Genomic DNA, 25,851 nt, shown 5'->3' on the forward strand with positions numbered 1-25,851 from the left:
GCAAGGCGCGCACCCGCCTGACGGCCCAGGACGTGGGCGCGCTGCATCAAGGGCTGCCCGGCTCCGGTGGCCCGGGCGCCAGTCCGGCGTGCAGGCCATACTCGATCAGCCGCGTGTACAGGGTCTTCTTGCTGATGCCCAGCAAGCGAGCGGTGCGCTCGCGGTGGCCGCAACAGATCCGGTAGGTGGCCAGTGTGACCGCCTGCAGGGCGTCTGCCAGGGCCATGCCGACCGACAGCCGCACGCAGGTCGGGGAAGCACCGCAGGGAGTGCGCAACAGCGGCGCGCCCAGGCTGAGGTGCTCCGCCTCGATCACCTCGGCTTCGGCCATCAGGCAGGCACGCTGCACCACATTGCGCAGCTCCCGCACATTGCCCGGCCAGCTGTGCTGCATCAGGCGCTGCATGGCGGCGGCAGAGAAGGTCCGCGAGACACCTTCGCGCTCACAGCATTCGGCCAGGAAGGCCCGGGCCAGCAAGGGCACATCGTCGATGCGCTCCAGCAGCGACGGCACCTGCAGCGGATAGACGTTGAGGCGGTACAGCAGGTCTTCCCTCACGCGGCCGGCACGCGCGGCCTCAAGCGGCACCTGGCTGGAAGCGGCGATCACCCGGACATCGACCGCAATGTCCACGGTGCCGCCGACCCGCCGGAAGCAACCGGTTTCCAGCACGCGCAGCAGGCGCACCTGCATGTCCAACGGCATCTCGGTGATGTCGTCGAGGAAGAGCGTGCCACGGTCGGCCCGCTCGAAGATGCCGAGCCGGCGCTCGTGCGCACCGGTGAAGGCGCCCCGCTCGTGGCCGAACAATTCGCTCTCGACCAGGCGCGGCGACAGCGAGCCGCAATGCACCGCACAAAACGGCCCCTCGCGGCGCCGGCTGAGGCCATGAACGAAGCGCGCCAGCACCTCCTTGCCGCAGCCGGTCTCGCCAGTGATGAACACGGTCAGGTCGCTGCCCGCCACCCGGCGCGCCTGGTGGCACACCGCCAGCCAGCCGGCCGAGCGACCGAGTGGCTGGCCAGCGGCCGTGCGGTCCGGCCGCGCGGCCGCCGACAGCGGCGCCGGCGCCTCGGCACGTGCGGCGATATCGCCCAGCAGGCGCTGCAGGTCGGCGAAACGCAAGGGCTTGGTGAGGTAGTCGGCCGCGCCGCGCCGCAGTGCTTCCACAGACGTGTCGACGCTGGCGTGCGCGGTGATGAACACCACCCTCGAGGACGCGACGGGCGCCTCCCGCAGCAAGTCCATGCCGCTGCCGTCAGGCAAGTGCAGGTCAAGCAACACAACATCCGGCGCGCGCGATGCCAACTGCCGCCGCGCATGGTGCAAGCTGTGGGCCGTGGCGGTGGAATACCCCTCGGCCGCCACCAGCGAGGCCAGCGTCTCTGCGGCCTGGAGGTCGTCATCGACGATCAATGCATGAACCATCGCCGATTCCTCCGCAAGCCCGCCAGGACGTTTGCCGCGCCTCCCGGTGGCCATGAGTCGAACACGCCTTCCATCGATGACCTCCCGTGAAGGGCGCCGCCGTACCTTGCGGGGCGCGCTGGAAGTGCGGCAAGGCTCGTTCCTGTGAGCGGCTGGGGGAACCTGTCCTCAGGGAACGACCGAACGGGACGTCCAAAGCCCTGCCGCCGGGACGCCTGACATGCACAGGGCGATTCGCCGGCCCCGACGACCCGGGCCTGTGGCGCGCCTGACGCGGCAAGCAGCCGAGCCGCGGGCGACCGCAGGCCGCGCCCTCGCCCAGACGCTGCACACAATTGCTTGCGGCTCAAAATACTGTATATTTGTACAGTCCTTGATTGGCCGTTCTTGCCGCTCCCCGCGGCGCTGCAACGCAGCTTCATCCCGAACCGCGGCCACCCTACAACCCGAGGAAAGTCCATGACACACCGCGCAAAGACGGCGTGGATCGAACGTTGTGCCGCCCGTTTGCTGGTGCTGCGGCCCAGCCTGCTGTCCGAGCAGGCCTTGCGGCTGGCGAGCGAGCGCTGGGAGCACCAGTCGCAGCTCGATCCCGAGGCGGCGGCCAATGCAGAGCTGCGTTGGGAAGATGCGTCCCGACATGCCAGCGTGGCCAGCCACATCATCGAGGGGCCGGCCTTCAGCCTGGCCGGCCTGACCCTGGTGCCGCTGGCCATCGGGGCCCGGCATGACTACTTCCCTGCCGCCCGCATCGAAGGTGGCGCAGCCACCCCGCCGGACAGCCGGCGCCCGGTCTGGACCGCCCACAGCTACCTGCACCCGTCCGACGCGCTGGAGGCGGCGCGCTGGCTGGTGCAGACCCTGGTGGCGCCTGAGGTGGCAGCCCCACCGATGGCCCATAGGCTGGCGCCGGTGGCGGCCAGCAGCGGTGCGGGCGAGCTCGGCTCGGCGGCCCGGCTGCCGGCACAGCGCCATTGCTGAGCCGGTCCGCCGGCCGTTCGGCCGTGCGACTTCAGCCGACGCAGCGGGCCAGGTCGCGCTCGAACCGGGCCAGAAGCTGCAGTGCCGTGGCAGCGGCAATCTCGCGCGGGTCGTCGGGGTCGACGCAAGTGGCCGGGTCGTCGCCCAGCTCGTACAGCCGCAATCGGCCGAAGCCAGGGGCATGCGCGATCAAATAGCGCAACTGTTGCGCCACCACCGTGTGATCGTTGTGGAACAGCAGGAATTCCACCACCACCGCGCCGCATTGCAGCCGCCGGCGGGACTGCAGCAGCGGCGCGCCGGTCAAGCGGTGGATGAAAAACGCGGCCTGCACGAGATCGGCTGGAGACTCCAGCCTCGCCACTATCCTTGTCATGCTGATCGCCCGCCCACGCCTGTACTCCGTTGCGACCCGCACTGTACCTTCGGCCAGCCGCGCCGGCACCCCCGCTCCCCCGAGATCGGGGAGCGGCGGTTCGGGCTAAAGCGAGGGCATCAGGTCCACCACGACCGCACGGTGGTCGGAGCCCAGGGACGCGCCGCCCTGGGGCGCTCCCCGGCGCCAGGCCGGGCTCACCAGCACATGGTCCAGCGGCAGCACGCTGAGCCAGCCGCCCAGGCTGGGCCAGGTGGGTGCGAGGCCGGTCGCCCGGCGCAAGCCGGGTGCCACCCCTCGCATGCCGGTGGACCACGGTGTGTCGTTCAGGTCGCCGGCCAGCACGGCCAGGCTGGACGTGGCTTGCAGCCAGCCGGCTTCTTCGCGGAATGCGGCATCGCGGGCCGCCATGAACTCGGCGTTGAACGGCGGCATCGGGTGCACGGCCGACACGGCCACCGGGCGCCCCTGCCAGTCCAGCACGGCGCGCAGACGGCGGGTGTGCCGGCGGTCCTTCGGCAGCAAAGGCGCCGCCTGCACGAGCGGAAAACGCGACAGCAGGGCCAGGCCGAAGGGGTCCTCTGCGGCCGCCAGCAGCCGGTGGGGATAGCGGGCCAGCACCCCGGGCGTGGACACCGCGGCTTCCGCCGCCGGCGTGTATTCCTGCAAGAACACCACGTCGGGCGCCGCCGGTCCCAGCAGCCACGCCTGCAGGGCCGTGAAATCGGTGGTGCCGACATACAGGTTGGCGCTGCCCACCCGCAAGACAGCCGCCTCCCCGGCGGCCGCTGGCGCCGCCTCCGGCGCAGCGGGGCTGTAGCGCGACCAGGCGAACACCAGCACCGCCAGCGCTAGCAGCGCGCGCTTGCGGCCCAGCACCAGCCAGAGCAGACCGGCCAGGCCACCAACGGCCAGGTAGAGCCATTGCCAGTGGGAGGCCAGCCCCAGCAGCCAGGCGACGGTGCCGCTCCAGTGCATCGGCCAGTGCTCAGCAGCGACCGCGCTCAGGCTGGCAGCGGCACAGCCGGTGGTGAGCAGGCGGGCTGCCGAGGCCAGGGGCCCCGGGTGGGGAGTGACTGGCGCAGGGCGACGCAGGCCCCAGCGGTTCAGCAAGGAGGACAAGGCAGGGCGAAGCATGGAAAACGTGCGGTTGGAAGGAAGCCGGCAGGACAGAAACGCGCCGCCGGCAGGACGGCCCGGCAGTCTCGCCCGGCAGTGTCGCTCATGGCGGAGCGATCGCCGCATCCCGCCCTGCATGGCGGGCTCCGAACCGCGGCCGGGTGGGCGGCAGCTGAGGCTGGACGTCCCCCCACGGCCGCTGCCCGTTACCCGTTCGGCGCTCGTCAATGGCCACGGCTGCGTACCGCCGCTGGCGCCCGGGGGTATCGCCCGGCGAGACCGGCGCATCGCCTGGCTCCCGGCGTGCGGCTTTTCACCGAGCATGCGCACCGTTGCTGTTTTGCGATATCGCGCATGCCCCCTCTCCCCCCGTTGTTGCCCACCCCACCGGCCGTGCTGCCGCCAGCCCCCAGCCATCCCGGCAATCCGTGGAAATGTGCCCGCCACGAAGACCCCCATGCGGGGGGAGCCCCCACTGCAAGCGGCCGGCGCTGGCTACACTGCCGTCCTTACAAGAAACAAGGCGTGACGCATCCGGCCGGTATGGGCCGCGCTGCGCTGCCCACCAGGGAGGGTCCCGGCCTCCGCCAGCCCGCGCGGCACCGCGCCGGTGTGGCGTGGCCGTCGGCAGCGGTGCTGCCCACGGCCGGCCACCGCGCGAGCGCGACCCATTGCCTGCTGCGGCCATCGCTTGAAATGCCGCACGAGGCTCCCCGATGATTCCGTTGCACATCCTCTCCACCGGCAAGGCGCTGCCGGACCACTGCGTCACCTCGGCCGAACTCGATGGCCGGCTGGGCTTGCGTCCCGGCCAGGTCGAGAAAAAGTCCGGCGTGGTGCATCGCTTCCATGCCGGCAACGACGACAGCCAGTCCGGCCTGGCCGCTGCGGCGTTGCGCGACGCCATGGCACGCGGCGGCGTGGCGCCTGCCTCGATCGATTTGTTGATCTCCGCCAGTGGCGTGGCCGAGCAGGCCTTGCCGTCCACCGCCTGCCGCATCGTCGAGCCGGCCGGCTTGCGCATTGGCATGCCCGCCTTCGACGTCAATGCCAGCTGCCTGGGCTTCCTGGCCGCGCTGCAGGTGGCAGCCGGCCTGCTGGCCAGCGGCGCGTACCGGCGCATCGCCATCGTGGCCAGCGACCTCGCCTCGCGCGGGCTGGACTGGAACGAGCCGGAAGCCTCGCTGATCTTCGGCGACGGCGCTGCAGCAGCGATTGTCGAAGCCGGCCCGGGCGGCTGCGGCATCGCCGCCCAGCGGCTGGAAACCTATCCCCAGGGCAAGGCGTGGTGCGAAGTGCGCGCCGGCGGTACGCGGCGCAACCCACGCGTCGGGCTGCTGCCGTCAGACCACCTCTTCTCTATGGATGGCAAGCGGGTCTTCAAGCTGGCTGCCGGGCTGATGGACGGTTTCCTGGCGCGCCTGTTCGAGGGCAGCGGCCACCGCCTGGACCAGATGGATGCGGTGGTGCCGCACCAGGCCAGCCACCTGTCGATGTCGCACCTGCGCAAGCGCCTGGGCATTCCGGCCGATGCGCTGGTGGATATCTATGCCCGGCACGGCAACCAGGTCAGCGCGTCCTTGCCGACCGCACTGCACGAGGCCATCCAGACCCGGCGCGTCGGGCCTGGCTCGCGCGTGTTGCTGCTGGGCTCGGCGGCCGGCCTCACCCTGGGTGGCATGGTGCTGGTGCTATGAAGGTCCTGGTCACCGGCGCCACCAGTGGCCTGGGGCGCAACGCGGTGGATGACCTGCTGCAGCACGGCCTGCCACTGCGGGCCACCGGGCGCAACCTGCAGCAGGGCGCTGCGCTGCAGCAGCTGGGCGTGGACTTCGAGCCGGCCGACCTGTCGCTGCTCACCCCGGTGCAGGCCGACCGCCTGCTGCGGGACGTCGACACGGTGTGGCACTGCGCGGCACTGTCGTCCCCATGGGGCCCGCGCCGCGCCTTCGAGGCGGCCAATGTCGAAGCCACCCGGCGGCTGGCCGAGGCGGCGGTGCGCCAGGGCGTGCGGCGTTTCGTGCACATCTCGACGCCGTCGCTGTACTTCGACTTCCGCCACCGCCAGCAGATCGACGAGGCCTGGCGCCCGGCCCGCCCGGTGAACGCCTATGCCGCCACCAAGGGCGAGGCGGAGGCGGTGTTGCAGAGCATCGCCTCGCGCCACGCCGGCACCACGGTGGTGATGCTGCGGCCGCGTGCGATCTTCGGGCCGCATGACCGGGTCATCGTGCCGCGCCTGCTGGCCCTGATGCGCCAGCGTGGCGGCGTGCTGCCGCTGCCAGGAGGCGGTCGCGCCCGCATGGACATGACCTATGTCGGCAACGTGGTGCATGCCATGCACCTGGCCAGCCGCGTGCCGGGCCTGCGCTCCGGCTCGGTCTACAACATCACCAACCAGGCGCCGACCACGCTGGCCGACCTGCTGCAGCGCCTGTTCGTCGACCAGCTGGGCCTGCCGCTGCGCATCCGCGCGCTGCCCTACCCGCTGCTGGCCGGCGTCGCCCGGCTGCTGGAGGCCGGCGGCCGGCTCACCGGCCGTGAGCCGCCCTTCACGCGCTACAGCATGGGCGCGCTGCACTACGAAATGACGCTGGACACCGGCCGCGCCCGCCGCGAGCTGGGCTGGCAACCGGTGATCGACCTGGATGAAGGCATCCGGCGCACCGCCGCATGGATACGAGCACATGGCACGCCTCACGGTCTTTGAAGCCGGCTACTGCACCCACATGGCCTGCATGGCGCTGCGCGGCGCGGGCTGGCACACCTGCGCCTTCCCCGCACGTGCCTGGCTGGTGGAAACCCGCCGTGGACGCTGGCTGTGGGACACCGGCTACGCCTCCCACTTCCTCGACCACACCCGCGAGGGCCTGTTCGCGCTCTACCGCAAGGTGACCCCGGTGCACTTCGACGCGGCCGACGCGCTGTGCCGCCAGCTGCGCGAGCGCGGCTACGCGCCGGGCGACCTGACAGGGCTGATCCTCTCGCACTTCCATGGCGACCACATCGCCGGCCTGCGCGACTTTCCCGGCCTGCCCTGCATCTGCAGCGGCACCGGCTGGCAGCAGACGCGCCGCCGGCGCGGCCTGGCGGCGTTGCGCCGCGGCTTCGTGCCGGGGCTGATCCCGCCGGACTTCGAGGCTCGCCTGAGCTTCATCGAGTCCTTCGAGCCGGTGCCGCTGCCGGCCACCCTGGCGCCCTTCACCACCGCCCGTGCGGTGCCCGGCAGCGATGGCGAGCTGCTGCTGGTGGAGCTGCCTGGCCACGCGGCCGGCCACATCGGCGCGCTGGTGCAGACGCAGGCGGGCTGGACCCTGCTGGCCGCCGATGCGGCATGGTCGGAGCACGGCTATCGCGACCTGCGCGGGCCGTCGCCGCTGACGCACCTGATTCTTGATGACACGCCGGCCTACCACCACACCCTGCAGCAGCTGCACCGGCTGCACCAGGGCGGTGGCGCCACCATCCTGCTCAGCCACGAGGGCGCCCTGTGACCCAGCTGTTGCGCCTGCTTGGCGCCTTTCGCCAGACCCGCCGGCTGAGCTGGCCTGACCGTGCCGCGCTGCTGGCCCACCAGGAACGGCAGTGGCAGCGCTACTGCCGTCGCGTGCTGCCGCGCAGCGCGTGGTTCCGGCCCTGGCTGGAGCAGCCGCTGGACCAGTGGCCGCAGATGAACAAGGCGCTGATGATGGCGCACTTCGACGAGATGAACACCGCCGGCCTGAAGCTGGCCGAGGTGCTGGCCTGTGCCCGGGCTGCCGAGGAGACGCGCGACTTCAGCCCCACGCTGGGCCGCTACAGCGTCGGCCTGTCGTCGGGCACATCGGGCGGGCGCGGGGTCTTCGTGGTCAGCCCCGAGGAACGGGCGCAATGGGCCGGCGTGATGCTGGGCCGCCTGCTGCCCGGCGGGCTGCTGCAGGGGCAGCGGGTGGCCTTGTTCCTGCGCGCCAACAGCAACCTCTACCGCACGGTACGCACACCCTGCCTGCAGTTCCGCTTCTTCGACCTGTTCAGCCCGCTGGAGGCGCATGCCGGCCCGCTGGCCGCCATGCAGCCCAGCATCGTCGTGGCACCTGCCCAGGTGCTGCGGGCACTGGCGCTGCGAGTGCAGGCTGGGCAACTGGACATCGCGCCCGAGCGGGTCATCTCGGTGGCCGAGGTGCTGGAGCCACAGGACCGGCGGCTGCTGCAACAGGTCTTCGGCCGGGTCAGCGAGGTCTACCAGGCGACCGAAGGTTTCCTCGGCAGTAGCTGCAGCCATGGCAGCCTGCACCTGAACGAGTCCTTCCTGCGCATCGAGCCGCAATGGCTGGACGACAAGCGCTTCGTGCCGCTGGTGACCGACTTCACCCGCAGCACCCAGCCCATCGTGCGCTACCGGCTTGACGACATCCTGGTGGCGCGCGCCGCGCCCTGCCCTTGCGGCAATCCCGAGCTGGCCATCGACCGCATCGAAGGCCGCTGTGACGATGTGCTTCGCCTGCCGGGTGCGGCCGGCGCGCCGGTGACGGTATTTGCCGATGTGGTCTCGCGCGCCCTGGCGCAGGTGCTGCCGCTGGACGCCGACTACCGCTTGGTGCAAAGCGGCCCGCGGGCGCTGGGCCTGGCCATCGCACCGCTTGACGCGGACGTGCACCAGCGCTGCCGGGCCCACCTGGGCCAGGTGTTCGCCCGACTGGGCGTGGCCACCGAGGCGCTGCACTGGGACGCGCCGGCCGGCTTGCCGGTGGCGGTCGACTTCACCGTCAAGCGACGCCGCATCGTCGGCTGGCGGGCTCCGGCATGAGGGCGCTCCTGCAGGCACTGCCGCCCCGGCTGCGCCACCTGCTGTTCGGCTGGGGCAGCGTGGGCGTGGCCTACAGCCTTGGCGGCCTGCTGCAGCGGCCGGCCACGCTGCTGACCGAGTCGGCGCTGGACCGCCTGCTGCCCTTCGACCCGGCCGGCGTCTGGTGCTACTTGTCCTTCTTCCTGCTGGTGCCGCTTGGCTACCTGGCCTGCCCGGCGGCACGCCTGCCCTGGCTGACCCGCGCCATGCAGTGCTGCGCGCTTGCCAGCGGGCTCGCCTTCATCGCCTGGCCCACCACCCTGGCCTACCCGGCGCTGCCGGCTGCCGGCGGCTGGAGCACCACGCTGCTGCAATGGCTGGCGGCGGCAGACACCGCGCAGAACTGCCTGCCCTCGCTGCACGGCGCGCTGACCGTGCTGGCCGCCTGGGCCCTGCTGCAGTGGCGCGAACGGCCCCTGCGCTCGCTGCTGGTGGTGCTGTGGGCGGCGGCCATCGCCTACAGCATCGTGCAGGCGCGGCGCCACTTGTCCATCGACCTCGGCGCCGGTGTGGTGCTCGGCCTTGCCGCGGGCCGGCTGTGCCGCCCCGCCGCCACACACGCCAGCCTTTGCCCCTTGCCGGAGACGACCGCGCCATGAACGCCCTTGCCTTGCCGCTGGCCCTGATGCTGGTGCTGGTGCTCGCCGAACAGCTCGCGCTCAAGTGGCGCCGCGGCCAGCCCATTCCCTGGCTCGACCTGATCTTCAACCTGCATTCCGGCCAGCTCGTGCTGTGGCTGTTCCGCGGTGTGGAGGTGGCCGTGTTTGCCTGGGTGGCCGGGCATGCCAGCCTGGGCTGGCTGTCGCACTGGCCCGCGCCGGCACTCTGGCTCTTCACCGTGCTGGCCTGGGACCTGGGCTTCTACTGCCTGCACCGCGTGCATCACAAGATCGGCTGGATGTGGGCCATTCACGTGGTGCACCACCAGGGCGAGCACTTCAACCTGTCGCTGGGCATCCGCAATTCCTGGTACTCGTCGCTCGCGTCGATTCCCTTCTTCCTGCCACTGGCCGTGCTGGGCGTGCCGACCGAGGTCTTCATGGTGGTGAGCAGCGTCCACTACTCCATCCAGTTCTACAACCACAACGGCTGGGTGGGCCGCTGCGGCTGGCTGGAGCAGGTGCTGGTGACGCCGTCGCACCACCGGGTGCACCATGGCGCCAACCCCGAGTACATCGACAAGAACTTCGGCGGCACCTTCCTGTGGTGGGACCGGCTGTTCGGCACCTTCCAGCCGGCGTTGCCCGAGGTGCCCATCGTCTACGGCACCCCCGGCCTGCCGGCCAGCCACAACCCGTTCTGGGCCAGCCACCTGCCGGTGCTGCGCTACCTGGGCTGGCCGGGCCCGCGACTGCGCCAGCAACCGGCCAGCACGGTGCTCGGGCGCCTGGTGGGCGCCGGCGGCATCGCGCTGTTTGCGGTGGTGATCTATTGCGTGCACCGCCAGGGCGGCTGGCCGCCGGGCCAGGAGGCGGTGCTGTTCGCCCTGGTGATCGCGCTGTCGTTGGTGCTGGGCGGACTCTCCGATGGCCGCCCCTGGGCGGCGCCTGCCTGGTGTGTGCTCGGCCTGGCGCTGCCGCTGGCGTTCATCGGCCGCTACCAGTTGCGTGACCCGTTCGGCTGCGCCGTGATGCTGGCCCTGGGGCTGCATGCGCTGGCGCTGGGCGCCTGGTGGTGGCGCGGGCAGCGCCGCCACACCGCACCGCCCCCCGCAGAGCCTGTGGCCCTGCCTGCCGGCTTGACGCCATCGCAGCGCGGCGCCGGCCCGTCCGCGGCCGAGCGTTAAGGTCGTCCCGTCGCGCCGGCCCGGCCAGCACAGCGGCAAGCCGCGGCCGGCGTGTGAGGCAAGCCAACCGCCTCAGAGCCCGAGGATGCCAAGCACCGGGACGGCATTGGCACACAGCAGCAACCAGCCGGCGATGCGCCAGCGTTCCCGGCGCAGCAGCGCCACCATTGCGCAGAGTGCGCCCGCCAGGCAGGACAGCCACCCGCCGAACAGCATCACGAACAGCGCGCCCCAGCCGTCGTGCTCGGGCAGCATCCCGAACGTCAGCGCGAAGCCGGCCAGTGGTACCAGCAGGGCCGCCACGCACATCACCGGCCGCCGGCGCGGGCGCACCGCAGGCGGCGTGCCATTCCCGCGCACCGGCACCCCAGGGGGGGCCGTCTCGGCAAACAAAGGCATCGAAGGCAGCGGCATGGACATCCTGGTGAAGCGAATCAAGTGCCGCGCAGCATAGCGACCGCGGCGGCACCGCGCCTTCCCCCGGATAGGCGGGGCCGCAGGGCCCTGCATTCAACGCCAGCGCAGCTCGCGTCCCGACGGCCCGTCGCGCCAAGCGAGCCCGCCGGCCAGGCCGGCCAGCAGGGCGTCGAAGGTGTCGCTGCCGTGCTCGCGGACGTCGAAGCTCCCGTCCAGCCGGCGCACCATGCGCTCCACCGCGGACGGCTCGGCCCACGGCTCGCCGCTGCGCAGGGCCAGCACGCGCAGCGCGCGTCGCACCAGCTCGGCGGCGGGGCCGCCAGGCAGCGGCTCCTCACGCACGCCGGAGGCGTCGGCCGGGCCCGGCGGCGCCTCTTCCACCAGGCTCTCGTAGTAGCGGAATTCGTGGCAGCTGCGCGCCCAGTGCCGATTGGTGGTGCGGCGGCTGCCCACGCCGACCAGCCGGCGCCCGGCGGCCTTCACCTTCTGCGCCAGCGGCATGAAGTCGCTGTCGCCGCCGACCACCATCACGGTGCCCACGTGCGGCTGGCGGCCCAGGTCCTCCATCGCGTCGAGGCAGAGGCGGATGTCGGCGCCGTTCTTGGCCGAAGCACCGGGCGGGAAGAGCTGGATGAGCTCGATCGCGTTTTGCAGCAGCACGTCGCGGTAGCGGCCGAAGAACTGCCAGTTGCAGTAGGCGCGGTGGACCGCGATCGGCCCCAGCGCATGGGCCAGGTCGACGACGGCCTGCACGTCGATCAGCGGCTCCTGCAGCCGGAAGCGGGCATCGGGCTTGTGGTAGCTGCCTTCACCCTGACGCGCCTCGCAGAGGCTGGCATGCAGGTTCTCGAAGTCCCAGTAGAGGGCGATGGCACCCTGGGGTTCGTCAGGCAGCGAGGCGGTGGGGTTCACGGGCATCGGTCTTGGCAGTGGCGGCTGGCGCCTATGCTAAAGCCTACCTGCCCAGCGGCCCCGGGCGGGGCCGCGGGCCGCTGCGGCCACCGGCGGCCCTGGCAGGCCGCCGGCCGCACTGCGGCCTGCTGGATCAGCTTACTTGGCAGCGGCCTTGCGCTTGGCTGCCTTGGGGTCCACGGCGGCCTTGAACTTGGCGCCCGGGACGAACTTCGGCACCTTGGTCGCCGGGATCTTGATGGCCTTGCCGGCCTGGGGATTGAAGCCGGTGCGAGCGGCACGGTCAGCGCGCTTGAACGTGCCGAAGCCGATCAGCTGCACGGTGTCGCCTTTCTTCACGGCCGTCACGATGGAGTCCACCAGCGTGTCCAGGATCCGCCCTGCGGCCGCCTTGGTGAGTTCATGCTCAGAGGCGATCTTTTCGATGAGTTCGACGCGATTCATTCTTCGTACTTCCAATTGGAGACTTCGCCTCCGCCCCTGCGGAGTGCGGCTTCCGCGGTATGCGGAGCGGGCGTGAGTGTAGCGGCCCCGCACCGCCCAGGCCGGAAGTTCTTCACGCCACCCCCCGCGAACATGCGCCGGCAGTGGGCCCTGGCAGTGGCCTTGCGCTGCGCAAAGCCGCCCGCGGGCACGGGGCCTGCTGCTCTGCCTGTGGCGACCGCAGCGCCATGTCGCGCCCTTCTTCCCGCGCCCGCCGGCCGGGCCCGCCCGCCATGGCCGCAGGCCGGCCTGCCGTGAAAGGACCCCACCATGCACGCCCACGCTGACCTGCCCCGCTTCCGCCGTCGCCAGGCGTGCGCGCCCGTCGCAGGCACCGAAGGGGTGGCGGGCGCCCCCCGCCGACGCTCCCTGGCCGCTGCCACCGCAGCGCGACTGGCTTGCCCGCCTGCCGGAGCGCCTTGATGGGTCGGCGTGACGTGGTGGCCATTGGCGCCTCGGCGGGCGGCGTGCAGGCCTTGCAGCACCTGGCCGCGGCCCTGCCGGCGGACTTCCCGGCCGCGGTGCTGGTGGTGCTGCACATCGGCATGCACCGCAGCGCGCTACCGCGCCTGCTCGCGTCGGTCGGGCCGCTGCCGGCCCGGCATGCCGTGCACGGCGAGCCGATGCACGCCGGCTGCATCTACGTGGCTCCACCCGACCGCCACCTGCTGGTCTCGCAGGGCAGCCTGCGGCTGTCACGCGGACCGAAGGAAAACCACTCGCGCCCCGCCATCGACCCCTTGCTGCGGTCCGCGGCGGTCGACTGCCGGGCCCGCGTCATCGGGGTGGTGCTCACCGGCTATCTGGACGACGGCTCGGCCGGCCTCGCGGCGGTCAAGGCCTGCGGCGGCCTGGCCGTGGTGCAGGACCCCGAGGACGCCTACGCCCCGCAGATGCCCAGCAGCGCGCTGGCCACCACCGCGGTGGACCATGTCGAGCCCCTCTCCAGGCTGCCCGCCCTGCTGGACCGCCTGGTGCGCGAAGACCAGCCCCTGCCGGACGTGAAGGTCCCCGACATCGTGAAGATCGAGAACGACATGACCCTGCTGGAAGGACGCGCCGTGGAAAACCGCATGCCACTCATCGGCAAGCCGTCGTCACTCACCTGCCCGGAATGCCACGGTACGCTGTGGCAAGTCGAAGACGGCAGCCGGCTGCGATACCGCTGCCACACCGGCCACGCCTATTCCGAGCTGAGCTTGCGCGAGTCGCAGCGCGAGAGCACCGAGGCGGCGCTGTGGGCCGCCGTGCGGGCGCTGCAGGAAGAGGCCATGATGGCCAAGGAAATGGCCCGGTCGCTGCAGGCACTGGGCCGCAGCACCGAAGCGCTGGCCGAGGAAAGCCGCGCCAGGGACGCGATGGCGCGCGCCGAGAGCCTGGGCGAGCGGCTGCTGCGCATGGTGGGCGCCGATGCGCCCAACGGATGAGGCCCCGCGCAGCACCGCGTGACGCAGTGCGCACTGCGGCCGCCCGGTGCAACGCATCACCAGCGCCACCGCGGTTAAGCTCGCAGACCGACCCCCGCCCCACGAGACGACCGCCTTGTCCCAGCCTCCTGTCCCCGCATCGCCGCCTGCCGGCGGGTCGCCGTCGGTGCCCTGCGAGCCGATTGGCGACGATGTCGACATCACGCCCTACCGGTTGACCGACCCGCAACCGATCGGCGCAGCCCTGCAGGCGGTGGCTGCCGGCCGCCATGCGGTCACGCTGTATTCGCTGGAAGCCGGCAGCTTCCGGATCGGCCGGCTGACGGCCGTGAACCTGCCGGCCGGCCACCTGGTGTTCGAGGCCGACGCCCAGCGCCCGGTAGATCCCGGCCCCCTGCTGCTCGTGACGGCCCTGCAGGGCATCAAGCTGCAGTGCCTGCTGGCGCCCGACTGGCAGGCCGGCGCCGGCCAACCGTGGCGGGTGACCGCCTCCCTGCCGGAGGAGCTGGTACGGCTGCAGCGGCGCGAATTCGGCCGGCTCGACGCCCCGCTGGGTCGCCCCTACCTGGCCGAGTTCGTGCTCAACGACCAGGCCTACACCCTCAACGTGCACGACCTCTCGCTGGGCGGCGTCGGCCTGCGGGCCTCGCCGCACGAGGCGCCCGCCCTGCACGTGGGACGCCGCCTGCCCAAGGTGACGCTGGAGCTCGGCCGCGACCAGCGCCTGGTGGTGGGCCTGGAGATCCGGCTGTGCCGGGCCTTCCGCTCGCACCTGCTGGGCGAGCAGCTGCACATCGGCTGCCGCTTCTTCGACCAGGCGGCGGCGCAGCAGGCCGAACTCAAGCGCCTGCTGTCGCAGCTCGAGCGCGAGCGCCTGGCCCTGATGGGCGGGCGCCGCACGCCGCGGCGCTGAGCGGCACTGCCCCGCGCCCTCAGCCGCCTGGCCCGGCAGCGGGCTCCAGCGCATCGAAAGCCAGGCGGGCCTGCTCGCGTGCCAGCTCACGCTGGCGCACCCACAGCTCGCGCATGCGGTCGCTCTTGAGCACGCGCTCGTCGCAGTCGGAGATGAAGTCCAGCTCGCCGTTGGGCACCGGTTTCAGGCGGGTGAAGCTGTACTCCCGGGTGAACTCGTCGCGCAGGCTGCCGGCCTTCATCGTCGGCATGGCGCTGAGCACCTGCAGGTCCAGCTTGTCGCGCAGGAAACCCAGCACCGAGCGGGCGCGCGGCTCATCCATCTTGGAGAACGATTCGTCGTTGGCCAGCAGCTTCAGGCTGGGGCCCTTCTCGAACAGCTTGAGCCGGTTGGTGACGACCGCCGCGCGCACGATGTAGGCCGGCGTCTCCAGCTGGCCGCCCGAGCCGGTGCCCCATTCCGAGAGGCGGATGCGGCCGCCGCTGTCAGACTCGTTCCAGATCTCGTAGCGGCGGTAGTTGCGGTAGTCGGCAATGCGCATCAGCTCGCGCGTGGCGCGTTCGTGGTCCTCGTCGAGCAGCAGCTTGACCAGGCGGTCGCGCACCTGCACATGCTTGGCCGACAGCTCCACCTCGCCGAACAGGTCCACCGTCTCCGGCGCATCGGCCAGCTCGGCCACCGCCTTGAAGAAGCCGTAGTAGTCCTCGAACTCCGGCTCCCAGCGCGACCAGTCGATGTCGAAGCGGTCGGGCCCGAAGCTCAGGTTGCGCAGCTCGGCGTTGAGCTGGCGCAGGGTGCGGATGCCCTCCTCCACCTTGCTCTTGATCTCGACGCAGAACTGCTTCGTGAAGACGTCGTGGAAGGACTTCTCGGCCTGCTCCAGCTCATTGCGGTTGTTGTACAGGCCGATGCTGCGCAAGCCGTCCAGCGTGGCGCCGACCGACTGCGACAGTGCCACCAGCGGCGCGTAGTTGGGGTCGAAGCTGCTGCCCTCGTGCAGGTGCGGCAGCGCGGCCGCGAAGCGCTCCTCCGGGCGCGACTGGCTGTTGTACTCGGCCAGCGCCTCGCGCACCTCGCCCAGCAGCTGGTCGGGCTTCTTGCCGAGCGCCTCCAGCTTGCGCCGCAGCGCCTCGGCGTCGACGGCGCCGTCCGCCATCATCGCGTCGACACGGGCCGACAGCACGGTGTAGGTCAGCTGCGGGTTGGCCTCGCACAGGCGCTTGAGGCGAGCCAGCTGGGCGTCACGTGCCTGGAAGCGCGCATCGCGCCCCTGCTGCAGGCCCTGGATGGCCTGCTCGGCCGCCTCGATGCGCGCCTCCGCCCGGGTGATCTCCTTGCGGGCGGCCTCGATCTGTGCCTCGTGGCCGCGGATCTCCTGCGCCACCTTGGCGATCTCGGCCTCCAGGTCGTTGAGCTCCTGCAGGTCGAGCTGGGCCAGGCCACGGCGGGCGGCATCGATGTCGCGAGCAGCAGCCAGCAGCGGCGCCGCGTCGAAGCGCGGCTCGCGCAGGTGCTGCAGCTGCCGCTTCACCGCCGACAGCTCGGCCTGCAGGCCCTGCAGCCGCTGCACCTCCTGCTCGGCCCTGTCCAGCTCGGCGGCGACCTGCGCCAGCGCCGCGTCGCGCGCACCGCGACCAAAGACCAGGTCGCGCTGCTCGCAGGTGAACATGGTGCGAGAGCCGCTGCCCTTGCCGTCGCGGGTCAGCCCGCGCGAGGTGCGACGCAGCTCCTCGGTGGAGCGCACCTTGACGACCGGGCCGTACTGCTCGATGAGATAGGCCTCGGCAATCGGGTTGGCCGCCTTCAGCTCGCGGATGATGGAATCCTCCGGCACCAGGCTGCGGTTGGCCCGCTTCAGGCACAGCGACCCCTGGATGACCCGCGAGCGCAGGCCGCGAGCCTGCACGAAGTCCATCGCGCGGCCCTCCCACTCGGTGTCCACCACCAGGTTGAAGCGCGCATGGTCGAGGTAGCCCTCGATGGCCGGCTGCCATTCGGGCGACAGCGGCTCGATGAGGTCGCACAGCACCTGCGCGTTGGCCTGCGGCAGCGACTCGCGCAGCAGGTCGAGCGCGCGTGCCACCTGCGGCGGGTAGTTGCCGCCACCGCTGGCCAGGCGCGCCTTCCTGGCGCCCAGCTCGCGCACCGCACGGTGCGCTTCGTCGAGCCGCTGCGCCAGCGCCACCTCCTCCGCCGCCACGGTGAGCGACACGCTGTCCTGCGGCCCGACCAGCGCCGCATGCAGCGCCTCGATGCCGGTATTGGCGCCTTCGAAGGCGCCGGCCAGCTGCTGCAGCCGGGCCACGTTGAGCGGCTCGTCCGCCGCCGCCGCGGCGACCGCATCGCGGTAGTCACCCAGCCGGCCGAGCGCGGTGGCCGCCAGCGTGGCCTTCACCGCCTGCACCGCAGCACGCAGCCGCGGCAGGTCGGCGGGCAGCGGCCGGGCGGCCAGCTCACGGGCGCTCTGGTCGAGCAGGCCGGCCGCCAGCAGCGAGCGGCTGAGCGACTCCAGCGTGCCACGGGCCAGCTCGGTGCCGGCTTTCAGCTGCTTGTCGAGGTCTTCCTTCTGGCCGTGCGCGGCAATGCCCAGCTTGCGGGCCTGCAGCGCGATGCGGTTGCCGTCGAGCGACTCGCGGCGCGCCTGCCAGCCACGGATGCGGGCGGCCTCGTGCTCGATCAGCGCCTGGTCCTCTCGGATCTGCTGCTGCCGCGCGGCCACCGTTTCGTCGTCCAGTTGCAGCTGCAGCCGGGCCATCATCAGCTCGTGCTGCACCTGTTCCTCGAAGGCCGCCGTGGTCTCCTGCACCAGTCCCTGCAGCGCCTGCAGGCGGCCCACGCTGGCCTGCAGGCGGCTGCCTTCGTGCTTGAGGCCGGTGACCTGGCGCATCAGCCCGCCGATGCGCTCGATGCTCTCCTGCAGCTGCTTGGCGTCGAACTCCAGGATCTCGTCGCGCACCAGCTCGTGCACGGAACCGATGGGCCGGTAGGCGATCGACTGGCACCAGGCGCGCGACGCGGTGGACGCCTCGTCCCAGGTGGTGCTGGTGCGGCCGCGGAAGCGGCCGAACAGGCCACAAAGGTAGTCCTTCTTCAGCTGCCCGAAGGCCGTGACGCGCGGGTACTTCTCCTTCAGCCGCCGCACCACCCCGTCCACCGGCACCCATTCGCCGGCATCGGCATCGGCCAGGAAGTCGGTATGGCTCAGCACCGCGTCGTCGATGATCAGCAGCTCCATGCGCTCCAGCTGCGCCTGGCGGCGGTCGGCCTGCCCCTCGACACGGGCCGAGACCGCCACCAGCGCGGTGAAGGGCTTCAGGTCCTCCTCGTCGGGACAGGGCCGGAACACCGCCGCCACATAGCCCTGGGCGCCGGCCGGCCGCGAGAACTTGCTGTACTCCGCCCCCACCACATACGACTCGAGCGTGCGCTTGGACTTGCCGCGCCGCTGGTCCTGGCTCACCTCGTCCTGGCCCGGGTTGTAGTTGAAGATGCCCTTGTAGGCCGCCGTCATCACGGTCTGCAGCGCGTCGAGCAGCGTGGACTTGCCGGAGCCGGTCTCGCCGGTCAGCAGCGTCATGTTGCCCATGTCGTAGTCGCCGGGGCGGATCTGGCCCCAGTTCACGAGCACCAGTCGGTCGAGCTTCATGCCGGCACCTCCTCCGCGGCAGGCGGCTCGCCGGCCAACGCGGCGTCATCGGCCTCCAGGGCAGCGGCCAGCGCCTCGTTGCTCACCACGCCCAGGATGGTCGGGCGGATGGCCAGGTAGGCGTCCTCGTCGGCGATCGAGAAGGTCGACGAATAGCGCAGCAGCCGGTGGCGCTTCAATTCGGCCAGCAGGGCCATGCGGTCGGTGGTGCCGGGCGGCAGCTGGCGCTTGAGCTGGGTCTGCAGCGTGGCGGCCAGGTCCTCGAAGCTCACCAGTGCCTCGCCATGCGGGTCGAGGTAGCCGCCGTTGAGCCGCTCCTGGTAGAGGAAGCGCAGGGCCAGGGCCGCCGCGACGAAGTCCGCCGACACGCGCGCCTTCAGCGACGGCACCGGCTCCAGCGTGTCCTCGGGCAGGCCGTCCACCACCGCGCCGGGCGCGTAGAGGCGAAAGAACTGCACGTTGGTGTCGTGGTGCAGCAGCAGGCCGGCCAGGTCGAAGTAGTCCGACAGCAGGCCTTCGACGCGGCGTGCGTCATCGTAGAGCAGCTGCTCGGTGCGGTCCTCGTCGCGGACCAGCACACCCCAGGTGAGCAGCCGGGTGATCAGTTCGCGGAAACGCTCGCGCGAGATGTTGGCCAGTGCAAGCTGTTCCTGCACGGAAGACGAGAGGCTCATGGCGTCACTGCTTCTTGAAGTCGATTTCGTAGTCGGCGCCGCTGAAGTACTCGTTGTCATGGCGAGTGGGCAGCCGCGTGGCCTGCAGGTCGCGCGCCTTGGTGTTGCGCACGGCTTCCACCGTCTGCAGCACCTCCAGCAGCTCGCGCGCCGTGCGTGTCGGCAGGGCCGACAGGCGGATGGGGTGGCGGAACAGCTCGAGCTCGCGGCGCAGCTTGTCGGCCAGTTCCTCGTTGGCAACGGCGAAGGCCTCGTTCTCGGCCCGCTTCATCGCCGCCTCCAGCCTCGCCTCGCGGCTCGGCCGCGGCTGGATCGAGACGGTCACCGCCTTGCGCCGCTGCGCCGCCGAGCGCAGCCTGAAGCTCGCGGGGTCCAGCAGGCGCAGCTCGATGAAGGCCAGGCGGTCGCCGATGGCGGCCAGTAGCCGGTCCTGCCGTGCCGGCTCCAGGCGCGCCACCCGCTGCACCGCGGCCAGCCAGGCATGCCGGTTCTGCCCGGTGCGCAGCATCATCGATTGCTGCACCAGGCCGGCCACGCGCTTGAGGTAGCTGTCCATCGCCTTGATGAAGCCGGGCTGCTTGGACTCGCAGGCGGCGTTGACGATGTCGTCGATGCGGTCGAGGAGCCAGTCGTACACCGTCGCGCCGGTGTGCTCCTTGACGGCCCATTGCGCAATGTCGTGCAGCTGCGCCTCCATGCGTTGCTGCTTGGCCGGTGCCGACAGCCGCAGCTTCTCCAGCTTCTGGCGGATCGCCTCGCGGTTGAGCGTCGCATTGTCGGCAGTGAGCTGCTTGGAGTAGTTGCGGCGGAAGCGCTCCAGGAACTCCACGAACTCGTCCCACTGTGAATGCAGCGTGGCTTCGCGCATCAGCCGCCGCAGCAGCTCCTGGAAGTAGTCGATGCCTTCGGACAGGTCGCGGTTCACCTGCACGGCATATTCGTACGCATCCACCAGGTCATGCGCATCGCCGCGTTCGGTAAGGGCCGCATCGAGCGAATTGCGGCAGCTGCGCATATTGCGCTGGCGGCTGTGGCTCGGCCGGTTGAGCGACCAGAAGGCCTCGGCGAACAGCACCCCCGGGCGCGAGAAGCGGAAGGCCGTCACCAGGCCCTGGCGGTCCGGGAACTGCTCGAGCCAGCCGTCACGCAGCAGTGCGCGGATCAGCAGCGCCGTGAGCTGCTGCGGGTCGCGGCTGTCGGGCGTGCTGAACTCGTCGGGCTCGCCATCGGCCTCCACGGCGTCCTGGTGCTCGCGCACCACCGGCAGCAGCAACTCCTTCAAGGCATCGCGAGTGAGGTTGTGCGCATAGTCAGCGGCCGGACCGTGCAGACGCTCGTACAAGGCGCGCAGGCAGGCCACCACCAGCTCACGCCGGGAGCTGTGCAGGGGCCTGAAAAACTTGTGACGTTCTCCTTCGAAGAACGCGATGGAACTCATGCACTTGATCCTTCGGTCGAGGGCCGGCGCCCACGGGCGGGTCGCGCGGCGCGCTGCGCCGGCAGTCCTGGCGACCTGCCGGCCGTCCCGGCGCGGGCGGCTCGACGCACCGGGACGCCGCCCGGAGGCGGCGGTGAACCGCGCATTATCCCAAGATGTGAAGTAACCCGGCCGCGCCCCTCAGGTGAACCAGGCGGCGAGCGTGCCGGACCGCACGCCGGCCGCAGCCGCGCAGGAATCCGGCAGAACCCACCGGCGCACGATGCGCCGGCGAGGCCGCAACGCCCCGCGGGCGAGCCGCCACCCCGCAAGCAAGCCCGACCGGCCCGCCCCCATACAACAGCTGCCCGCCTCAGCCATTACCCCGCGCCCCTGGCAAAGTTGCCCTTGCCGATGCCCAGGGCCGGCCGTACCGTGCACTGCCCCGAGCCGCCAAGCGGCCGGGAGTGGCCCCCGGCATGAGGCCGGCCGGCCGTAGTTCTTCAACGCAGGAGATCGAGATGGCAATGATCAATGGCACGGATGCACGCGATGCGCTGGCCGACTTCAGCGACGACCCGAGCTCGGTACTGAACGCCAACTGGTCCGGGGGTGACGACGTGCTCGTCGGCCTCGGCGGCGACGACACCTACCATGTCAACTCGGCCGGCGACATCGTCGTCGAGCGCGCCGGCGAAGGCAGCGACACGGTGGTGTCGCGCCTGGCCAGCTACACGCTCGGCGACCATCTGGAGAACCTGACGCTCGACAACTTCCCGGCCGACGCACCCACCGCCGTCAACGGCACCGGCAATGCACTGGACAACGTGGTGACCGGCAACGACGCGGCCAACACGCTGTCCGGGCTCGACGGCAACGACACCCTGCTGGGCAACGACGGGGCCGACACGCTGGACGGCGGCAACGGCGACGACACCTTGTCCGGCGGCAACGGCATCGACCTGCTCAACGGCGGCGCCGGCAATGACACCTTGTCCGGCGGCAACGGCGCCGACCTGCTCAACGGCGACGCCGGCAACGACACGCTGGACGGCGACAACGGCGCCGACACCCTCAACGGCGGCGACGGCGACGACCGCCTCGACGGCGGCACCGGCGACGACCTGCTCACCGGTGGTGGCGGCGCTGACACGCTGATTGGCGCCAACGGCGGCGACACACTCAACGGCAATGCCGGCAACGACAGCCTGGAAGGCAACAACGGCCAGGACACCCTCTTCGGCGGCAGCGGCAACGACGGCCTCGACGGCGGCAACGGTGCCGACAGCCTGGACGGCGGTGCCGGCAACGACACGCTGCTGGGTGGCAACGGGATGGACCGTTTCGTCTTCTCGATCGCTGGCGCACCGCATGCCGACACCCTGGTCGACTACGAGGTGGCCGACGACACCATGGTGCTGGCCAACTCGCTCGACGCCGGCCTGCCAGGAGCCATCAACCCGGGCGTGCTGGGCCTGGCGTTCGGTGGCGGCGTGGGCAGCGTGCTGGAGGCCAGCTCCTTCTTCAAGGGAGCCGGCCTCACCGGCAACGCGGCAGGCAACAGCAGTGGCATCTACCTCAATACCAGCAACGGGCAGCTCTGGTACAACGCAACCACCGCGGCCGGCGGCGATGCCCTGCTGCTCGGCACGCTGGACACCGGCGTGGCCGCCAGCGTGACCAACGCCGACTTCGTGCTGGGCGCCTGAGGGGCCAAGCCACAGGCACACGGCCCTGGCGTCGGCGCTTTTTTGCGCCGACGTCTTGAGCGGAGCATGGGCAGTGGTCTATGATCCGCCGCGTTGGTGCTCGCGCCGGCATTGCGCCGGTGCAGTTAAACGGGAATCAGGAGGAGCAGGCCCCATCGAGCCTGCCCTTGCCTGAGCTGCCCCCGCAACGGTCAGCGGACGAAGCCCTGCGCTTCACTCGTGTTCCCCGCTCCACTGGACACCCTGGTGTCTGGGAAGGACGACACGGGCGCTCCGCCAGCCCGGATACCGGCCAACAGGCGGTCGCGTTCGCGCGGCCATGCACGTGTCGCCTGCGGGGAAGCAGGCGAAGCGACGATCTTCTGCTTTTCATCATGCCTTGCTCATCCTGGCTCCCCAGGCGGACGGTGTTCGGCCGTGCCTTGCCTGCCTTGCCCTGGCTGCCGGCACCACGCCGGCCAGGCCGGCTCCGCCTGCAGCCTCCCGGCTGCCAGCCGGCCTGAGCGACATGCGCCCTCTCCCGCGTTGACCCCTTCACTCCACAGGACACCCATGCACATCGAACCCGGCTACCTGTCGCACACCAAGGTGGTGATGGCCTCGGTCGCGGCCACCGCGCTGCTCGGCGGCTATCTGCTGCCGCTGCTCAAGCAACCGTCGCTGTGGCTGCGCACCGGCCTGGCAGCCCTGTTCTTCTCGCTCTTCATGCAGGCCTTCCACCTGAAGGTGGGCCCGTCGGAGCTGCACTTCATCGGCGCGATGCCGATCTACCTGGCCTTCGGCTTCGTGCCGACACTGTTCGGCTTCGCGCTCGGCCTGCTGGCGCAGGGCCTGCTGTTCGAGCCGCAGGACCTGATGCACCTGGCGGTGAACACCCTCTCGCTGGCAGTACCGCTGGTCGCGGTGCACTACACCGCCGGACGCACGCTGGTGCTGCGCGGCTGGCTGGACGTGCTGAAGCTCGACAGCCGCTACTACGCCGGCGTCACCGCCATGGTGGGTTTCTGGCTGGCCATGGGCGAGATCGAGACGCCGCTGGTCGAGTGGCTGCACTTCGCCGCTTCCTACGTCGCGGTGGTCGCGCTGGAGCCGCTCGTCACGATTGCAGTGCTCGCCCTGATCCGCCGGGTGCAGCACACCGGCCTGGGCACCGCCTGCTTCGCTCCGCTGCCCGCGCGTTGACCCGATGCCGGGCACCGTGTGGTTCGTGGGCGCCGGCCCGGGCGATCCCGAATTGCTCACCGTCAAGGGACGCGACCTGATCGCCCGCGCCGGGGCCATCCTCTTCGCCGGCTCGCTGGTCAACGAAGCCGCGACACGGTGGGCGCCGGCCGGCTGCGCCATCGCCGACTCGAAGGACATGACGCTGCAGCAGATGGGCCGCTGGCTGGTGGCGCAGGCGCAGCAGCATGAGACAGTGGTGCGGCTGCAAACCGGTGACCCGGCGCTCTACGGCACGCTGATCGAAGTGGTGCAGGCCCTGGACGCGGCCGGCGTGCCGCTGGCGGTGGTGCCCGGCGTGTCCTCGGCCATGGCGTCTGCGGCCGCGGCGGTGGAGAGCTTCACCCTGCCAGAGGTCACGCAGAGCGTGATCTTCACGCGGGTGGAAGGCCGCACGCCGATGCCACCGGGCGAGTCGCTGGCCGAGCTGGCCCGGCACCGCTGCACCTTGTGCATCTTCCTGTCCATCACGCTGCTGCACAAGGTCGAGCACGGCCTGCGCGAGGCCGGCTGGCCGGAGGACGCGCCGGTGCTGGTGGTGCACAAGGCCAGCTGGCCGGGCGAGGAGCGCATCGTCCGCGGCACCCTGCACGACATCAAGCAGCGTTGCCGCGATGCCGGCATCGTCAGCCAGGCCATGATCATCGCCAGCCCCACGCTCGGCGCCCGCGACTGGCCGGAACTGGCCAAGTCCAAGCTGTACGACGCCACCTTCTCGCACCGCTTCCGCCGCGCATCCCTCGTTCCTGGAGAACCTTCGTGAATCACACCATCCTGCTCGTCGGGCACGGCTCGCGTGAAGAGTCGGGCAATGAAGACGTGCGCCGCTTCGCCGCCCGCTGGCGCGCTGCCCATCCGGATTGGCGCATCGAGCTGTGCTTCATCGAATTCGGCGAGCCCGGCCTGCAGGCCGGGCTGCGCGCCGCGGCACACGGCAGCTCGCAGGTCCTGGTGCTGCCGCTGATCCTGAACGCGGCCGGGCACGTCAAGATGGAGATTCCCGAAGCCATCGAGCAGGCCCGCCTGGAATGCCTCGGCACCGGCTTCCTCTACGCGCCGCACCTGACGGCCTGCGACCCGCTGTTGCAGGTGCTGCGGCGGCGCCTGCGCGGGGCCATGCAGGCCCTGGACATGCCCGACCCGCGCACCACCGGCGTGGTGCTGCTGGGGCGCGGCTCGTCCGACCGGCAGGCCAATGGCGAGATGGCCAAGATGGCCCGCTGGCTGCAGGAAGACAGCGACCACGAGCTGGTGGACCTGGCCTTCACCGGCATCACCTGGCCGCGGCTGGAACGGGTGGTGCAGCGCCAGGCGCTGGTCGGCATGCGGCAGGTGGTGGTGCTGCCCTACTACCTGTTCACCGGCACACTGATGCAGCGCATTGCCCGCCAGGTGGACCACCTGCGGGTGCAGTACCCGACGCTCAGGCTGGCCCACACCGACTGCTTCGGCTTCGAGCCCGAGGTGTTCGGGCTGCTCGACGAACGGGTGGCCGAGCTGCTGGCCGGCCTGCCGCAGTCGCGCATGCCTTGCGACGGCTGCAAGTACCGCGAGCTGGCGCACGACCTGGGGCACAGCCACCACCACGGCCACCCGCATGACCCTGCTGCCGCGCCGGGCGCTGCCCAGGCGCTGTCAGCCGTGCCGGTGCACGAGCACATGCACACGCACGGGCACGCCCACGAGCACACGCACCAGCACCAGCACCAGCACCAGCACCAGCACCTGCACGAGCACGCCACGGCAGCCGGCGGCCGGCCGGTGCATGCCGGCCACGCGCCGGCCACAGAGCCCACCTCCGCCACCGCCGCATGAGCACCGTCAACACCGTCACCGAGCAACTGACCCGCGCGGGCCAGGCCATCGAGCACGACTCCTTCGCCATCATCGATGCGGAGGTCGGCCCGCATCCCTACGATGCCGGGCAGTGGCCCATCGTGCGGCGCATGATCCACGCCAATGCCGACTTCGACTTCAACGGGCTGACGCGCTTCCACCCGCGCGCTGTCGAAGCCGGCGTGCAGGCGCTGCTGCGAGGTGGCACCCCGCTGGTGGCCGATGTGGAGATGATCTGCAGCGGGCTGTCGGCGCCGCGCCTGGCGCACTTCGGCGTGCAGGCGCATCACTTCATCAGCGATGCCGACGTGATCGAGGCCGCCCGTGCCGAGGACAGCACGCGGGCCGTCCAGGCCATGCGCAAGGCGCACCGCCTGGGCTTGCTCGACGGCGCCATCGTCGGCATCGGCAACGCGCCCACGGCCCTGATCGAGCTGGTGCGCCTGGTGCGGGAAGCGGGCGTGCGCCCCGCCCTGGTGGTCGGCATGCCGGTGGGTTTTGTCTCGGCCGCCGAGTCCAAGGCGCTGATGGCCGAGGTGGAGGCCGTGCCGTGGATCGTCATCGACGGCCGCAAGGGCGGCTCCACGCTGGTGGTGGCCGCGATCCATGCCCTGCTGGCGCTGGCCGAGGCCCGCCAGCGCCAGGGCACCGCCGCCGGCTGAGCCGCGGCACTCCCAGGA

23 protein-coding genes and 1 riboswitch are annotated in these 25,851 nt (G+C 71.2%); of the genes, 14 read left to right on the forward strand and 9 right to left on the reverse strand.

The features are described 5' to 3' along the window. Positions 1–46: 46 nt before the first annotated feature. The gene (locus N7L95_RS03910; protein WP_301258515.1) at positions 47–1,429 is read right to left on the reverse strand and encodes a sigma-54-dependent transcriptional regulator; all 1,383 of its coding nucleotides are present in this window, start codon (positions 1,427–1,429) and stop codon (positions 47–49) included. 459 nt (positions 1,430–1,888) lie between these two features. Here N7L95_RS03910 and N7L95_RS03915 point away from each other — a divergent pair, with 459 nt between their 5' ends. Then, positions 1,889–2,410: a hypothetical protein gene (locus N7L95_RS03915; RefSeq protein WP_301258516.1), complete on the forward strand. Its 522-nt coding sequence runs from the start codon at positions 1,889–1,891 to the stop codon at positions 2,408–2,410. 31 nt (positions 2,411–2,441) lie between these two features. Here N7L95_RS03915 and N7L95_RS03920 read toward each other — a convergent pair whose 3' ends face one another. Then, positions 2,442–2,786 (reverse strand): hypothetical protein, encoded by a 345-nt coding sequence (locus N7L95_RS03920; RefSeq protein WP_301258517.1) that lies wholly within the window; start codon positions 2,784–2,786, stop codon positions 2,442–2,444. A 105-nt stretch (positions 2,787–2,891) separates the two neighbouring features. Next, positions 2,892–3,923, reverse strand: coding sequence for an endonuclease/exonuclease/phosphatase family protein (locus N7L95_RS03925; protein ID WP_301258518.1), 1,032 nt, complete (start codon positions 3,921–3,923; stop codon positions 2,892–2,894). 698 nt (positions 3,924–4,621) lie between these two features. Here N7L95_RS03925 and N7L95_RS03930 point away from each other — a divergent pair. The 6 genes from N7L95_RS03930 to N7L95_RS03955 are packed head-to-tail and all read left to right on the forward strand — an operon-like array spanning position 4,622 to position 10,516. Beyond that, a complete protein-coding gene (locus N7L95_RS03930; RefSeq protein WP_301258519.1) occupies positions 4,622–5,602 on the forward strand; it encodes a 3-oxoacyl-[acyl-carrier-protein] synthase III C-terminal domain-containing protein in 981 nt (326 codons plus the stop codon). Beyond that, positions 5,599–6,615, forward strand: a complete 1,017-nt coding sequence (locus N7L95_RS03935; RefSeq protein ID WP_301258520.1) for an NAD-dependent epimerase/dehydratase family protein — start codon at positions 5,599–5,601, stop codon at positions 6,613–6,615. Before N7L95_RS03930 ends, N7L95_RS03935 begins: the two co-directional genes overlap by 4 nt. Continuing rightward, positions 6,593–7,399, forward strand: a complete 807-nt coding sequence (locus N7L95_RS03940) for an MBL fold metallo-hydrolase (RefSeq protein ID WP_301258521.1) — start codon at positions 6,593–6,595, stop codon at positions 7,397–7,399. The genes N7L95_RS03935 and N7L95_RS03940 overlap by 23 nt, the downstream gene beginning before the upstream one ends. Further along, the gene (locus N7L95_RS03945) at positions 7,396–8,691 is read left to right on the forward strand and encodes a F390 synthetase-related protein (RefSeq protein WP_301258522.1); all 1,296 of its coding nucleotides are present in this window, start codon (positions 7,396–7,398) and stop codon (positions 8,689–8,691) included. Before N7L95_RS03940 ends, N7L95_RS03945 begins: the two co-directional genes overlap by 4 nt. Then, positions 8,688–9,329 (forward strand): phosphatase PAP2 family protein, encoded by a 642-nt coding sequence (locus tag N7L95_RS03950; RefSeq protein WP_301258523.1) that lies wholly within the window; start codon positions 8,688–8,690, stop codon positions 9,327–9,329. Before N7L95_RS03945 ends, N7L95_RS03950 begins: the two co-directional genes overlap by 4 nt. After that, the gene (locus N7L95_RS03955; protein ID WP_301258524.1) at positions 9,326–10,516 is read left to right on the forward strand and encodes a sterol desaturase family protein; all 1,191 of its coding nucleotides are present in this window, start codon (positions 9,326–9,328) and stop codon (positions 10,514–10,516) included. The genes N7L95_RS03950 and N7L95_RS03955 overlap by 4 nt, the downstream gene beginning before the upstream one ends. A 72-nt stretch (positions 10,517–10,588) precedes the next feature. Here N7L95_RS03955 and N7L95_RS03960 read toward each other — a convergent pair whose 3' ends face one another. The 3 genes from N7L95_RS03960 to N7L95_RS03970 form a co-directional block, all read right to left on the reverse strand. Beyond that, the gene (locus N7L95_RS03960; protein ID WP_301258525.1) at positions 10,589–10,819 is read right to left on the reverse strand and encodes a hypothetical protein; all 231 of its coding nucleotides are present in this window, start codon (positions 10,817–10,819) and stop codon (positions 10,589–10,591) included. A 207-nt stretch (positions 10,820–11,026) separates the two neighbouring features. Further along, entirely contained in the window at positions 11,027–11,845 is an 819-nt protein-coding gene (locus tag N7L95_RS03965) for an NYN domain-containing protein (protein ID WP_301258526.1), read from the reverse strand. A gap of 138 nt (positions 11,846–11,983) precedes the next feature. Continuing rightward, on the reverse strand, positions 11,984–12,289 hold the full coding sequence (locus N7L95_RS03970) for an HU family DNA-binding protein (RefSeq protein ID WP_301258527.1): 306 nt from the start codon (positions 12,287–12,289) through the stop codon (positions 11,984–11,986). A 461-nt stretch (positions 12,290–12,750) separates the two neighbouring features. On the opposite strand from N7L95_RS03970, the gene N7L95_RS03975 reads away from it, so the two are divergent. Together N7L95_RS03975 and N7L95_RS03980 are read left to right on the forward strand one after the other, a co-directional pair. Beyond that, on the forward strand, positions 12,751–13,755 hold the full coding sequence (locus N7L95_RS03975; protein ID WP_301258528.1) for a chemotaxis protein CheB: 1,005 nt from the start codon (positions 12,751–12,753) through the stop codon (positions 13,753–13,755). A 115-nt stretch (positions 13,756–13,870) separates the two neighbouring features. Beyond that, positions 13,871–14,668, forward strand: coding sequence for a flagellar brake protein (locus N7L95_RS03980; protein ID WP_301258529.1), 798 nt, complete (start codon positions 13,871–13,873; stop codon positions 14,666–14,668). A gap of 19 nt (positions 14,669–14,687) precedes the next feature. On the opposite strand, the gene N7L95_RS03985 is transcribed toward N7L95_RS03980, so the two are convergent. The 3 genes from N7L95_RS03985 to N7L95_RS03995 are packed head-to-tail and all read right to left on the reverse strand — an operon-like array spanning position 14,688 to position 20,426. Next, positions 14,688–18,314 carry an ATP-binding protein gene (locus N7L95_RS03985; RefSeq protein ID WP_301258530.1) on the reverse strand — a complete coding sequence of 1,209 codons (3,627 nt, stop codon included), beginning with the start codon at positions 18,312–18,314 and terminating at the stop codon, positions 14,688–14,690. Continuing rightward, positions 18,311–18,988 (reverse strand): DUF4194 domain-containing protein, encoded by a 678-nt coding sequence (locus tag N7L95_RS03990; RefSeq protein WP_301258531.1) that lies wholly within the window; start codon positions 18,986–18,988, stop codon positions 18,311–18,313. Before N7L95_RS03990 ends, N7L95_RS03985 begins: the two co-directional genes overlap by 4 nt. A 4-nt stretch (positions 18,989–18,992) precedes the next feature. Next, positions 18,993–20,426 (reverse strand): Wadjet anti-phage system protein JetA family protein, encoded by a 1,434-nt coding sequence (locus N7L95_RS03995; protein ID WP_301258532.1) that lies wholly within the window; start codon positions 20,424–20,426, stop codon positions 18,993–18,995. 500 nt (positions 20,427–20,926) lie between these two features. Here N7L95_RS03995 and N7L95_RS04000 point away from each other — a divergent pair, with 500 nt between their 5' ends. The 5 genes from N7L95_RS04000 (at position 20,927) to N7L95_RS04020 (ending at position 25,833) form a co-directional block, all read left to right on the forward strand. Beyond that, entirely contained in the window at positions 20,927–22,114 is a 1,188-nt protein-coding gene (locus N7L95_RS04000; RefSeq protein WP_301258533.1) for a calcium-binding protein, read from the forward strand. A 77-nt stretch (positions 22,115–22,191) separates the two neighbouring features. Continuing rightward, a riboswitch (cobalamin riboswitch) is annotated at positions 22,192–22,424 on the forward strand. Positions 22,425–22,666: 242 nt separating this feature from the next. Beyond that, complete coding sequence (locus tag N7L95_RS04005; RefSeq protein WP_301258534.1) at positions 22,667–23,296, forward strand: energy-coupling factor ABC transporter permease; 630 nt, start codon at positions 22,667–22,669, stop codon at positions 23,294–23,296. 4 nt (positions 23,297–23,300) lie between these two features. Continuing rightward, entirely contained in the window at positions 23,301–24,098 is a 798-nt protein-coding gene (cobM, locus tag N7L95_RS04010) for a precorrin-4 C(11)-methyltransferase (RefSeq protein ID WP_301258535.1), read from the forward strand. Further along, the gene (locus tag N7L95_RS04015) at positions 24,095–25,150 is read left to right on the forward strand and encodes a sirohydrochlorin chelatase (RefSeq protein WP_301258536.1); all 1,056 of its coding nucleotides are present in this window, start codon (positions 24,095–24,097) and stop codon (positions 25,148–25,150) included. The genes cobM and N7L95_RS04015 overlap by 4 nt, the downstream gene beginning before the upstream one ends. After that, entirely contained in the window at positions 25,147–25,833 is a 687-nt protein-coding gene (locus tag N7L95_RS04020; protein ID WP_301258537.1) for a precorrin-8X methylmutase, read from the forward strand. The genes N7L95_RS04015 and N7L95_RS04020 overlap by 4 nt, the downstream gene beginning before the upstream one ends. The last annotated feature ends 18 nt before the right edge of the window (positions 25,834–25,851 follow it).

The sequence above is a fragment of the Eleftheria terrae genome, from assembly GCF_030419005.1.
Taxonomy (GTDB): domain Bacteria; phylum Pseudomonadota; class Gammaproteobacteria; order Burkholderiales; family Burkholderiaceae_C; genus Caldimonas; species Caldimonas terrae.